Annotated in this window: 11 protein-coding genes; 2 read left to right on the forward strand and 9 right to left on the reverse strand. The window is 60.1% G+C overall.

Going from position 1 to position 12694, the window contains the following annotated elements; translation table 11 throughout:
• Nucleotides 1-113: 113 nt before the first annotated feature.
• The 3 genes from plsX to BFP95_RS03125 are packed head-to-tail and all read right to left on the reverse strand — an operon-like array spanning nucleotide 114 to nucleotide 1855.
• Nucleotides 114-1124 carry a phosphate acyltransferase PlsX gene (gene plsX, locus BFP95_RS03115; protein WP_083214627.1) on the reverse strand — a complete coding sequence of 337 codons (1011 nt, stop codon included), beginning with the start codon at nucleotides 1122-1124 and terminating at the stop codon, nucleotides 114-116.
• 4 nt (nucleotides 1125-1128) lie between these two features.
• The gene (gene rpmF, locus BFP95_RS03120; RefSeq protein ID WP_008152339.1) at nucleotides 1129-1311 is read right to left on the reverse strand and encodes a 50S ribosomal protein L32; all 183 of its coding nucleotides are present in this window, start codon (nucleotides 1309-1311) and stop codon (nucleotides 1129-1131) included.
• Nucleotides 1312-1324: 13 nt separating this feature from the next.
• Complete coding sequence (locus tag BFP95_RS03125) at nucleotides 1325-1855, reverse strand: YceD family protein (RefSeq protein ID WP_049711923.1); 531 nt, start codon at nucleotides 1853-1855, stop codon at nucleotides 1325-1327.
• A 105-nt stretch (nucleotides 1856-1960) separates the two neighbouring features.
• Here BFP95_RS03125 and BFP95_RS03130 point away from each other — a divergent pair, with 105 nt between their 5' ends.
• The gene (locus tag BFP95_RS03130) at nucleotides 1961-2539 is read left to right on the forward strand and encodes a Maf family protein (RefSeq protein ID WP_065873970.1); all 579 of its coding nucleotides are present in this window, start codon (nucleotides 1961-1963) and stop codon (nucleotides 2537-2539) included.
• Between the two features lie 130 nt (nucleotides 2540-2669).
• On the opposite strand, the gene BFP95_RS03135 is transcribed toward BFP95_RS03130, so the two are convergent.
• The 3 genes from BFP95_RS03135 to rluC are packed head-to-tail and all read right to left on the reverse strand — an operon-like array spanning nucleotide 2670 to nucleotide 5283.
• On the reverse strand, nucleotides 2670-3653 hold the full coding sequence (locus tag BFP95_RS03135) for a S49 family peptidase (protein WP_065873971.1): 984 nt from the start codon (nucleotides 3651-3653) through the stop codon (nucleotides 2670-2672).
• A gap of 21 nt (nucleotides 3654-3674) precedes the next feature.
• The gene (locus BFP95_RS03140; protein WP_065873972.1) at nucleotides 3675-4337 is read right to left on the reverse strand and encodes an HAD-IA family hydrolase; all 663 of its coding nucleotides are present in this window, start codon (nucleotides 4335-4337) and stop codon (nucleotides 3675-3677) included.
• Nucleotides 4324-5283: a 23S rRNA pseudouridine(955/2504/2580) synthase RluC gene (gene rluC / locus BFP95_RS03145; RefSeq protein ID WP_065874021.1), complete on the reverse strand. Its 960-nt coding sequence runs from the start codon at nucleotides 5281-5283 to the stop codon at nucleotides 4324-4326. Before rluC ends, BFP95_RS03140 begins: the two co-directional genes overlap by 14 nt.
• Nucleotides 5284-6049: 766 nt before the next feature.
• On the opposite strand from rluC, the gene rne reads away from it, so the two are divergent.
• The gene (rne, locus tag BFP95_RS03150) at nucleotides 6050-9193 is read left to right on the forward strand and encodes a ribonuclease E (protein WP_218187116.1); all 3144 of its coding nucleotides are present in this window, start codon (nucleotides 6050-6052) and stop codon (nucleotides 9191-9193) included.
• A 185-nt stretch (nucleotides 9194-9378) separates the two neighbouring features.
• On the opposite strand, the gene BFP95_RS03155 is transcribed toward rne, so the two are convergent.
• The 3 genes from BFP95_RS03155 to BFP95_RS03165 all read right to left on the reverse strand — a co-directional run bounded on the left by BFP95_RS03155 (nucleotide 9379) and on the right by BFP95_RS03165 (nucleotide 12424).
• Nucleotides 9379-9969 carry a nucleotidyltransferase family protein gene (locus BFP95_RS03155; RefSeq protein WP_065873974.1) on the reverse strand — a complete coding sequence of 197 codons (591 nt, stop codon included), beginning with the start codon at nucleotides 9967-9969 and terminating at the stop codon, nucleotides 9379-9381.
• Nucleotides 9966-10952 (reverse strand): XdhC family protein, encoded by a 987-nt coding sequence (locus BFP95_RS03160; protein ID WP_065873975.1) that lies wholly within the window; start codon nucleotides 10950-10952, stop codon nucleotides 9966-9968. Before BFP95_RS03160 ends, BFP95_RS03155 begins: the two co-directional genes overlap by 4 nt.
• 140 nt (nucleotides 10953-11092) lie before the next feature.
• Nucleotides 11093-12424, reverse strand: coding sequence for a dicarboxylate/amino acid:cation symporter (locus BFP95_RS03165; RefSeq protein WP_065873976.1), 1332 nt, complete (start codon nucleotides 12422-12424; stop codon nucleotides 11093-11095).
• Nucleotides 12425-12694 lie beyond the last annotated feature (270 nt).

Raw genomic sequence — 12694 nt, forward strand, 5'->3', positions numbered from 1 at the left:
AATGATCTGGTCGTCAAAAATGCGCACGCCTACGGTGGGAGCGCACGAAACTGACAGATTGGATGGTCAATTGAACTGGCCGGTCACATTTAAGCATTCCCGGGCCGATTCGCCTAAGGCAACAGATCCTCAAGACGGCCGTGCAAGCGTTGCGGCAGGTTCTCCTGGATCTCGATCACGGCCCGCGCAATAGCACTTTGAAAGCCCTCGACGCCAGCCGAGCCATGGCTTTTTACCACAATGCCCTGCAACCCCAGAAAACTTGCGCCGTTATGCCGCGCCGGGGCCAGGTCAGCCTGCAAGCGGCGCATCAACGGCAGCGCCAGGGCGCCGACCAGGCGCGACGCCAGGCTCTGCTTGAATAACGCCTCGATACGCGTGGCGATCATGGTCGCCAGGCCTTCGCTGGACTTGAGCAGGATATTGCCGACGAACCCGTCGCACACCACCACGTCCGCCTCGCCACGGTACAAACCATCACCCTCGACGAATCCGATGTAATTCAAGCCGCGCGCGCTTTGCAGCAAGGTGGCGGCGAGCTTGACCTGCTGGTTGCCCTTGATGTCTTCGGTGCCGATATTCAGCAACGCCACCCGCGGCCGGGCCACGCCCAGCGCTTCGGCGGCCACCGACCCCATCACGGCAAACTGCAACAGGTGCTCGGCACTGCAATCGACATTCGCACCCAGGTCCAGCAACTGGCAGTAACCTTTCTGCGTCGGAATCGCCGCCACCATCGCGGGGCGATCAATGCCTGGCAATGTCTTGAGCACATGCCGCGACAACGCCATCAAGGCCCCCGTGTTGCCGGCACTGACACAGGCTTGCACCTTGCCATCACGCAGCAGCTCCAGGGCCACCCGCATCGAAGAATCGGGCTTGCCACGCAGGGCTGCCGCCGGTTTTTCATCCATACCAATGGTTTCGCTGGCCGGCGTAATCGTCAGGCGCGCGCGATCCACCGCCGGATGGCTGGCAATCAGTTCTTCAAGAAGGGAGGGTTGACCAACGAGGGTCAGGTGCAGCGAGGGTGTGGCAGACAGGCTGGCAATGCAGGCCTGAACAATGCTGCGGGGACCGAAGTCCCCGCCCATTGCGTCTATCGCGATGACTAGAGCAGACAAGTGATTACTCGTCAGCGCCCTTGTCGATCACTTTACGACCACGGTATACGCCTTCTGGCGATACGTGGTGACGCAGGTGAATTTCACCGGTGGTTTTTTCTACAGACAGAGTGCTCGCCGTCAGGGCATCGTGCGAACGACGCATGTCACGGGCAGAGCGGGATTTTTTGTTCTGCTGAACAGCCATAATTGATTAACTCCTAAACGTTTGGGTCACGCTTTAACTGCGCCAATACACTGAACGGGTTGGACCGCGTTACCTCGTCCTCGCTCGGTTCGGACTCGTCGCCGAGGTCCGCCGGCTGCTGGCATTCTTCCGGATGATGAGCAGGCACAATGGGCAAGGCGAGCAGAAGCTCCTCCTCGATCAGTGCATGCAGATCCAATGGATCTTCGCCCAGTTCCAGCACGTCATAACCTTTCGGCAACGACTGGGTATTCGCACCCTCTTTCACCACAGCATAACTGCATTCGCTGTGGATCGGCAGGGTGACCAGCTCAAGACAACGCTGGCAAACCATTTTGACTTCGGTGTCGATAACGCTGTGAATTACCACAGATTTACGTTCATCTCGTTCAAAAACGAATTTAGCCTGCACCGTACCGACAGTGTCGGAAAGCGGGTCGCAGAGTCTCTCCAAATTGGCCAACAGCAACTCACCTTGAAGGGAAGTGCCACGATCAGCCAGTTTGCGCGGGTCAACGTGAGGTGGAATCGGGTCATTCAACATAGGCGCAGCATTATAGGGATGCACCGGGCCATGTCAAAGGAAATTCAGCCCTGTGCGTCAGCCGGTCACGCGCTAGAATCTGCCACTGCCTTTGAGGAGTCACCCATGCTGCCTTTATTACTCGCATCCAGCTCGGTTTATCGCCGGGAATTGCTGAGCCGCCTGCACTTGCCGTTCATCTGCAGCTCGCCGGATATCGATGAAAGCCATCGCGCAAATGAGTCCGCCATTGAGCTGGTCAAGCGCCTGGCCGAAGAGAAGGCCCGCGCGCTAGCGGCCAGCCATCCAGGGCATTTGATTATCGGCTCTGATCAGGTTGCCGCGCTGGAAGGCCGGATCATCGGCAAGCCTCACACCTTTGAAAACGCGCGCGAGCAATTATTAGCCGCCAGCGGCAAGCGCGTCAGCTTTCTCACCGGCCTGGCGCTGCTGAACAGCGAGACAGGGCACTGCCAAGTCGACTGCGTACCTTTTACCGTGCACATGCGTGAGCTGGACGTTGAGCGTGTTGAGCGCTATCTGCGGATTGAGCAGCCGTATGACTGCGCAGGCAGCTTCAAGGCTGAGGGGCTGGGCGTGAGCCTGTTTCAGAGTACTGAAGGGCCGGACGCAACCAGCCTGGTTGGCCTACCGCTGATCCGCCTGGTGGACATGCTATTGGCTGAAGGCGTGCAAATCCCTTAATTCCACCACCAAACTACTGTGGGAGCTGGCTTGCCTGCGATAGCGGTGGTCCAGCCATTATAAATGTCGACTGGCCAACCGATATCGCGGGCAAGCCAGCTCCAACATTTGAATCTATGCATCTGTTAGATCAGCGCAGGGTCGGGCCCTGGAAGCCCATATACAGCGCCAGCTTCTCGGCGACGCTGGCACCCAGTTTCTTGGAGAACCGGTCAAACGGCGATTCTTCAACCGTAAAATCCACAAGCTCCTTCTCGCCAATCACATCCCGCGCAACCAAACTGGCACTCCCCAGGCCGTCGATCAAGCCCAACGGCAACGCCTGCTCGCCTGACCACACCAATCCGGAGAACAACTCGGGATGGTCCTTATCCTTCAGGCGGTCGCCACGCCCCTGCTTCACGCTGGCGATAAACTGGCGATGGGTGGTGTCGAGCACGCCCTGCCAGAATGCGGTTTCATCAGCCTTTTGTGGCTGGAACGGGTCGAGGAACGACTTGTGCTCGCCCGAGGTGTAGGTACGGCGCTCCACACCCAGCTTCTCCATGGTGCCAACAAAGCCGTAACCGGCCGCCGTCACACCGATGGAACCCACCAGGCTGGCCTTGTCGGCGTAGATCTGGTCTGCGGCGCTGGCAATGTAATAGGCACCGGAAGCGCCCAGGTCGGAAATCACCGCGTACAGCTTGATATCCGGGTGCAGGCCACGCAGACGGCGAATTTCGTCATACACATAACCCGACTGCACCGGACTGCCGCCCGGGCTGTTGATGCGCAGGATCACGCCCTTGACCTTGGGGTCCTCAAACGCGGCACGCAGGCTGCTGACGATATTGTCAGCGCTGGCGGGCTCCTTATCGGCAATCACCCCGCGCACTTCGATCAGTGCGGTGTAGTGGGCGCCACGGGTCGCATTTTTTTCCATATCCATCAGCGGGCTGAACAATGCCAGCATGGCAATAAGCCAGACAAAGGTCAGCAACTTGAAGAAAATCCCCCAGCGCCGCGCACGACGCTGCTCCTGAACGCTGGCCAGGAGGGTTTTCTCCAGCAGTTTCCAGCTCTTGTCATCACCGCTTTCAGCCTTTTCGGGCGCTTTCCATTCGTCACTCATGCCATTAACCCCAGCAAAGACTCATCGGGCCCGGTTTAGCCAAGCCTGCAATTCGGAAAAATGATCAATCGTCAGTCGCGGCTCGTACTGCTGCAAAGCCTCGGCAGCCTGGGCGCCGTAGCTGACCGCCACACTGTCCATGCCTGCATTGCGCGCCATCATCAGATCGAAAGAGGCATCCCCCACCATCAAGGCCTGGCGTGGCGACACGCCGCAATGCGCCAGGATCTGCTCCAGCATCAGAGGATGAGGTTTGCTGGCGGTTTCATCGGCAGCACGGGTGATATCGAAATAATCATCCCAACCGTGGGCCTTGAGCACTCGATCCAGCCCGCGACGAGACTTGCCGGTGGCGACCGCCAAGTGGTAGCCCTCGGCGCGAAAGGCCTGCAGGGACTGCGCCACGCCCTCAAACAGCGGCGAAGGCTCCGCCTCCAGCGCCGTGTAGTGATCGGCGTAGTGCTCGCGAAACGCGACCAATTCGGCTTGGCTAATGTGGGGGTACAAGGTGCGGATCGCCTCAGGCAAGCCCAGGCCGATAATGCCCTTGACCGCGAAGTCGCTGCACAGCTCGAAACCCGAACGCGTTGACGCCATGTGCATCGATTCGACGATCCGGCCAATGGAATTGGCCAGGGTGCCGTCCCAATCAAATATCAGCAGCTTGTAATCACGGCGCGACACTCAAGCGCTCCACGGTCTTGGCCCACATCTCATCGACCGGCGCTTGCAGCTTCAACTCGCCACCATCCGGCAACGGCACGGTAAGCATGTAGGCGTGCAGGAACAGACGTTTGCCGCCCAGGTCGCGGATCTCCTTGGAGAAGTCCTCGTCGCCGTATTTGGTATCGCCAGCGATGCAGTGGCCCGCATGCAGCGTGTGCACACGAATCTGGTGGGTACGACCGGTCACCGGCTTGGCCTCGACCAGGGTGGCAAAGTCGCCGAAACGGCGCAGCACCTTGAACAAAGTCAGGGCTTCCTTGCCCTCCTCGTCCACTTCCACCATGCGCTCGCCGGAACGCAGGTTGCTCTTCTGCAACGGCGCGCGAACGCTCTTGATGGAACTGGCCCAGTTGCCGCGCACCAGCGCCATGTAGCGCTTGTCCACACCATCGCCACGCAAGGCGGTGTGCAGGTGACGCAACATGCTGCGTTTCTTGGCGATCATCAGCAGGCCGGAGGTGTCTCGGTCCAGGCGATGGACCAGCTCCAACTCCTTGGCGTCCGGACGCAACTGACGAAAGGCTTCGATCACGCCAAACGTCAGGCCGCTGCCGCCGTGAACCGCAATGCCGCAGGGCTTGTTGATCACGATCAGCTTGTTGTCTTCAAAGACAATCGACGCCTCGAGGCGCTGCAACAGACCCTGCGCCAATGGCACGGGCTCATCACGCTCGGGCACGCGAACCGGCGGCACACGGACGATATCGCCCGCCTGCAACTTGTACTCGGGCTTGATCCGACCCTTGTTCACCCGCACTTCACCTTTACGCAAGATGCGGTAAATCAAGGTCTTGGGCACGCCTTTGAGCCTGGCCAGGAGAAAATTGTCGATGCGTTGGCCGGCATATTCCGGCGAGACCTCAAGCAGCTGGACGCTGGGGGTCTGGGGGGCGGTATTCGTCATGGCGGCGATGATAACAATTTTTATGGAATTGAAGCACTTAATCATTGCTGCTATAGTCGCGAACGCCGCCAAAAGCGGCCTGGACAGAGGACTAGCGGCAAACTGCCGGCCCTGACCATCGCAATTCATCAGGACGCGAGGCCGTCCTACGGGGTGTTCGCCACCTTGGAAGGCTCAAGATTGTAACGAGCGCAGGTGACATGAGGCCTGAAGCGAGTGCGATGCGCAGAGTGAATACTCGCGTTTTGCGCCGATATTTACGGCCAGTTCACAAAGTGCAGTCAGTTCTGAGCCAGACCATGGTGAATGCTTCGGAAACAACGCCTGTTAAGAGCTGAGTGAGAGCGCAGTCGCCCACATTCAGTCTTGTTTAGCCATGAGCGTGGACTCCCCATTGGAGAACACGGTAAATGCCAACCCGCTGCGGATTCTGCGCGCGGCAGCACCCGAATTATCAGGGATACGTGTAGGGTGGAGATGCACAACCGTCGGACCGTGTAGCACTAGGCTTATATTTAGACGCTTCATCTCGTCCACAGTCGTCGGTTGATTCCTCCTCCTGACCTTAGCTTTTGTTGAAGTGGTGCCTTTGTCACCACCGCTAACAAGCAGGACGCGTCCGTCGCGATACGGCCCAATTGGCCTGTTATTGCTGGACACTGGAGTGGCCAACCACTCTTGACGCACCTGACACCGACCGTGAGAAGTCGTGTGTGCCGAACGCCGTTTCCGGCAGCCCGGAAACCGACGGTACAACATGAAAAGAATGCTGATTAACGCAACTCAACCCGAAGAGTTGCGTGTTGCACTGGTAGATGGCCAACGCCTCTACGACCTGGACATCGAATCCGGTGCACGCGAGCAAAAGAAGGCCAACATCTATAAAGGCCGGATTACTCGCATCGAACCAAGCCTTGAGGCTGCCTTTGTCGATTTCGGCTCCGAGCGCCACGGCTTCCTGCCCCTCAAAGAAATCTCCCGCGAATACTTCAAGAAAGCCCCTGAAGGCCGCGTGAACATCAAGGACGTCCTGAGCGAAGGCCAGGAAGTCATCGTCCAGGTCGAAAAAGAAGAACGTGGCAACAAGGGCGCCGCCCTGACCACCTTCATCAGCCTGGCCGGTCGTTACCTGGTGCTGATGCCGAACAACCCACGTGCCGGCGGCATTTCCCGTCGCATCGAAGGCGAAGAGCGCAACGAACTGCGTGAAGCGCTGAACGGCCTGATCGCACCCGCCGACATGGGCCTGATCGTTCGCACTGCCGGCCTGGGCCGCAGCAGCGAAGAAATGCAGTGGGACCTCGACTACCTGCTGCAATTGTGGACCGCCATCAAAGAAGCGTCCCTGGATCGTTCCGCGCCGTTCCTGATCTATCAGGAAAGCAACGTGATCATCCGCGCCATCCGTGATTACCTGCGCCAGGACATCGGCGAAGTGCTGATCGACAGCGTTGAAGCCCAGGACGAAGCCCTGACCTTCATCCGCCAGGTGATGCCGCAGTACGCCAGCAAGATCAAGCTCTACGAAGACAGCGTTCCGCTGTTCAACCGTTTCCAGATCGAAAGCCAGATCGAGACCGCCTTCCAGCGCGTGGTCGAACTGCCTTCCGGCGGCTCCATTGTGATCGACCCGACCGAAGCCCTGGTGTCCATCGACATCAACTCGGCGCGTGCGACCAAAGGCAGCGACATCGAAGAAACCGCGCTGCAGACCAACCTGGAAGCGGCAGAAGAAATCGCCCGCCAACTGCGCCTGCGTGATATCGGCGGCCTGATCGTGATCGACTTCATCGACATGACCCCAGCCAAGAACCAGCGCGCCGTGGAAGAGAAAGTCCGCGAATGCCTGGAAGCTGACCGTGCCCGCGTGCAAGTCGGCCGCATCTCGCGCTTCGGCCTGCTGGAAATGTCTCGTCAGCGCCTGCGTCCATCCCTGGGCGAAAGCAGCGGCATCGTCTGCCCGCGTTGCAACGGCACCGGTATCATCCGTGACGTTGAATCGCTGTCCCTGGCGATCCTGCGCCTGATCGAAGAAGAAGCCCTGAAAGACCGCACCGCCGAAGTCCGCGCACAAGTGCCGATTCCGGTTGCAGCTTTCCTGCTCAACGAAAAACGCAACTCGATCACCAAGATCGAACTGCGCACCCGTGCCCGTATCGTCATCCTGCCGAACGATCACCTCGAAACGCCGCACTTCGAAGTGCAGCGCCTGCGTGATGACAGCCCGGAAGCCCACAGCGGCCAGTCCAGCTATGAAATCGCCGCTGCCGCTGCCGAAGTGGAAGAAGTCCAGCCAGCCGCTGCGACCCGTACCCTGGTTCGCCAGGAAGCTGCGGTCAAGACGGCCCCTGCCCGTGCCAACGCACCGGTACCCGTTGAAGCAGCAGCGCCTGTTGCCGCTCCGGCCGTTATGCCTGAGCCAAGCCTGTTCAAAGGCCTGGTGAAATCGCTGGTCAGCCTGTTCGCCACCAAAGAAGAGCCAGCCGCTCCGGTTGTGGTTGAAAAACCGGCTTCCGAGCGTCCTGCACGCAACGAAGAGCGTCGCAACGGTCGCCAACAAAGCCGTAACCGCAACGGTCGCCGTGACGAAGAGCGCAAGCCGCGCGAAGAACGTGCGCCGCGTGAAGAACGCGCCCCACGTGAAGAGCGCGCACCTCGCGAAGCCCGTGAAGAAACCCCAGTGGTAGAACGCGCACCGCGTGAAGAGCGCGCGCCACGTGCCCCACGTGCCCCGCGTGAAGATCGCAAGCCTCGTGGCGAGCGTGAAGAGCGTGTGCGTGAATTGCGCGAGCCACTGGACGCTGCGCCAGCCGTTGCCGGTGCCGCTGTCGTTGCAGAAGAACGCCCGGCTCGCCAACCGCGCGAAGAGCGTGCGCCACGTGAAGAACGCCAACCGCGCGCTCCGCGTGAAGAGCGTCAACCACGCGCCGAGCAAGCGGCTGCCGCCAGCGAAGAAGAGGAAGTGCTGACCAGCGAAGAGCAACTGCAGGAAGACGGTCAGGAAGGCGCCGAAGGCGATCGTCCACGCCGCCGCTCCCGCGGCCAGCGTCGTCGCAGCAACCGTCGTGAGCGTCAACGTGACGCCAACGGCAACGTGATCGAAGGCTCGGAAGAAGCCGGCGAAAACGCAGAAGCCGCTACCAGCGAGCCAACTGGCGAAGAACTGGCTGCCGGCCTGGCCGTTACGGCTGCCGTTGCCAGCTCGGTTATCAGCGCACCTGCTGAAGCCCAGGCCCACGAGCAGGCTGAACGCGCCACCGCCGCCATCGAAGAAACCGCCGCTGTGGAAGCACCTGTTGCCGAGACCCCAGTGGTTGAAGCGCCGGTTGTTGAAGCGCCTGCTGCTGAAGCGCCAGTCGTAGAGGCACCAGTTGTCGAAGCGACCACCCCAATCGAAGCGCCGGTTGTACCGGAAGTGGAAGTGGCGCAGGCGCCTGAAGCTCAGCCAGAAGTTGAAGTGGCCGCTGTTGAGCCCGCACCTGTGGTTGAACCTCAGCCAGTGGTCGAAGCGTTTGTTGAAGCACCGGTTGTCGAAGCAGCGCCGGAAGTACGCGAAGTTCGTGAGGAACAGACCGCCTTCCAATGGACTGCCGAGCCTGCCGCTTCGGTTGAAGCGCCAGCCCCTGCCCCCGTGGTAGAAGAAGCGCCAGCACCGGTTGCTGAAGTCGTGGTTGCCGAGCCTGCCCCAGTGGTTGAGCCCGCTCCGGTCGTTGAACCTGCGCCAGTCGTTGAAGCGCCGGTGATTGCCGAAGTTGCCGCTCCAGTGGTTGAAGCCGCACCGGCCAGCGCGCTGACCGAAAACGGCCGAGCACCGAACGACCCACGTGAAGTGCGTCGTCGTCGCAAGGAAGCGGAAGCAGCCGCCGCTGCTGCACGGGAAGCAGAGCACGAGCCTAAACCCCTCGTCTGATTCCAGCAGCGACTAAAAAGCCCCGCCTGAGTGATCAGGCGGGGCTTTTTAATGGCGACGAAAACACTGATTCATCGATTTGAAATGCAAGCAAAGGTGGGAGCTGGCTTGCCTGCGATAGCGGTGTATCAGTCACAGGTGTTTTGGCTGACAGACCGCTATCGCAGGCAAGCCAGCTCCCACACTTAGACCGGGGTGAAATTCAGGGACTGCGGCAAATCGACATCCCATAACACGCCGGGGTCATTCAGCTGCACTTCCCTCACCACCGCCTGCGCAAACAACGGTTTGGCCCCACGGTCACCGGTCAATGCCATCAACCCCGGCCCAGATGCCCGGTCAAACGCCACAGGATGCCCATACTGCCCATCCTGCAGCGGCACGCTGATGCCACCCGCCTCCAACCCATCGATTACTTGCTCAATGCTCGATGACTGAATAAACGGCATGTCCCCCAGCAGCACCAGCCAGCCGTCCGCCGGACCGCTGGCCACCACCGCCGCGGCAAGACTGTCGCCCATCCCCGCCGAGCGTAGCAGCAGGACGTCGCAGCCATACGCCTCAGCCAAACGGATCACCTGCGTTCGCTCCGGCGAGGTCACCAGCCAGCGCTTTACAACGCGCTTCGGTAAATTCACCAGCACCTGCTCGATCACTGGCCGAGTCACGCCATCCAGGCCGACGCAATCAGCCAACAGCTTATCCTGGTCAGCCCCCGCCTCGGCACGAAAGCGACTGCCCTGCCCCGCCGCGAGCACAATCGCCGTCAGCGTCACTCAGCTACCACCGGCAGCGGCTTTTTCTGCATGGGCGCCACACCGTTCTTGATCGCAACAATTTCCGCCATTAACGACAGCGCGATTTCCGCCGGCGTATGGCTGCCGATGTGCAACCCGATCGGCCCGTGCAGGCGCGCAATCGCTTGCGCCGACAACCCCAGCGCCGCGAGGTTTTCCCGGCGTTTCTGAGTGTTGACCCGCGAACCCAGGGCGCCGATGTAGAACGCCGAGGAATTCAGTGCCGTAAGCAGTGCCATATCATCCAGGCGCGGATCATGGGTGAGGCAGACGATGGCCGTGCGCTCATCGGTCTGGATATTCAGCACCGCTTCATCGGGCATGCCCGGTACGAAGCGGCCGTGCTGTTCTTCCCAGCCGTAGACGAACTCGTCGCGCGGGTCGCAGATCAGCACTTCGAAATCCAGCAACCGCGCCATTTCCGCTACATAACGCGACAACTGCCCGGCGCCGATCAACAGCAAACGCCAGCGCGGGCCATAGATAGCCCGCAGGCGTTCGCCGTCGAAGGTCACCCCATCGGTCTTGCTCGCGCTGCTCAAGGTAACGTTACCGGTGGTCAAGTCCAGCTCACGTGCGACGATCTGATGATCTTCACAACGCTCCAGCAGTTCCGACACCCATTCCCACGCGTCCACGCGCTCTTCAGTCAGGCGCAAGGTGCCACCACATGGCAGGCCAAAACGCGCCGCCTCGTCGCGGGTGACGCCGTAGGTCACCAACTGCACCGGCGGCCCGTCTTCAGGCAGTCGGCCATCCTTCAGGCGTGCAATCAAGTCATCCTCGATGCAGCCGCCAGACACCGAGCCGATCACCACGCCATCGCCGCGCAGCGCCAGCATGGCGCCCGGCGGGCGCGGCGCGCTGCCCCAGGTCTGGACCACGCTGTACAACACCACTCGCTGCCCGGCGCGACGCCATTCCAGCACGCTGCGCAGGACATTCAGATCCACACTGTCCACAAAACCTCCTGCAAGCGTAAAAAACCATTCACTTACTGTAAAACAAAAGCCACCAAAGTGACGCGCCAGAAACGCAAACGCCCCGAACCAGTCGGGGCGTTTGTGCGTTGCGGTCGGCGTTAGTTCACGCCATCAGCAGTTTACTTGACGACAGGTGCAGGGCCTTCGGCCACGCCCAGGTCATCCAGCTCGCGCGTTTCCGAGATACCGGTACCGCCGGACGCCAGCTCGCTTTGCAGCTTGTCGGTGTCCAGTTCCTTGACCCACTTGGCCACAACGATGGTTGCAACAGCGTTACCCACCAGGTTGGTCAGCGCGCGGGCTTCGGACATGAAGCGGTCGATACCCAGGATCAGCGCCAGGCCTGCAACAGGCAGGTGGCCTACAGCCGACAGGGTCGCAGCCAGGACGATAAAGCCCGAACCAGTCACGCCAGCAGCGCCTTTGGAAGACAGCAGCAGCACCAGCAACAGGGTGATCTGGTGGGTGATGTCCATGTGGGTGTCAGTCGCCTGGGCGATGAACACGGCAGCCATGGTCAGGTAGATCGACGTACCGTCGAGGTTGAACGAGTAGCCCGTCGGGATCACCAGGCCGACTACGGATTTCTTCGCGCCCAGACGCTCCATCTTGATCAGCATGCGTGGCAGTGCGGATTCGGAAGACGAAGTACCCAGTACGATCAGCAACTCTTCACGGATGTAGCGGATCAGTTTGATCACGCTGAAGCCGTGAGCGCGGCAGATGCCACCCAGCACCACCAGCACGAACAGCAGGCAGGTGATGTAGAAGCAGATCATCAACTGACCCAGTTGCACCAGGGAACCTACGCCGTAGGCACCGATGGTGAACGCCATGGCGCCCAGGGCACCGATTGGCGCGAGCTTCATGATCATGTTGATGATGTTGAACATCACGTGGGCGAAGCGATCGATGAAGTCCAGCACTGGCTTGCCGTAGGCACCCAGGCGATGCAGGGCGAAACCGAAGATCACCGAGAACATCAGCACTTGCAGGATGTCGCCGTTGGCGAAGGCGCCGACGATGGTGTTCGGGATGACGTTGAGGATAAAGCCAACGATGCTCTGGTCTTTACCGGCAGTGACGTAGGCCGCGACTTTGGAAGCGTCCAGGGTCGCTACGTCGATGTGCATGCCGGCGCCCGGTTGCACAACGTTGACCACGATCAGGCCGATCAGCAGCGCGACGGTAGAAACGATTTCGAAGTACAGCAGCGCGTAGCCGCCGGTTTTGCCCACCGATTTCATGCTTTGCATGCCAGCGATGCCGCTGACAACGGTGCAGAAGATGATCGGGGCGATGACCATTTTGATCAGTTTGATGAACCCGTCACCCAGTGGCTTGAGGGCCACGCCGGTCTGCGGGTAGAAGTGACCGAGCAAAATACCGATAACGATTGCGACGATCACCTGGAAGTACAGGGATTTGTAGATTGGCTGACGAGTCGTCATTGCAAAGTTCCTCAATCGTCCCGTGTGGCAAATATCCGCCATTGCCCACGACACTTGAATTGCGAACCCTCCTGCACTGGAGGGATTTGTTGTTTGCGAGCCCTGTAGAAACAAGCCTGCGCTGTAGTCCTTATCGCAAACGCCGTGCCACTTCTCTTAAAATCCGCAAAGGCCTTTAGGCATCAGGGCTTGGGACTTCCTGGCATCCTCCCAAGCGCATAAGCAAGTGGCGGATTTCCGCCCCCTCACCCAATCCCGTCCTACAATTTG

The organism is Pseudomonas sp. 58 R 12 (genome assembly GCF_900005865.1).
GTDB lineage: Bacteria > Pseudomonadota > Gammaproteobacteria > Pseudomonadales > Pseudomonadaceae > Aquipseudomonas > Aquipseudomonas tritici.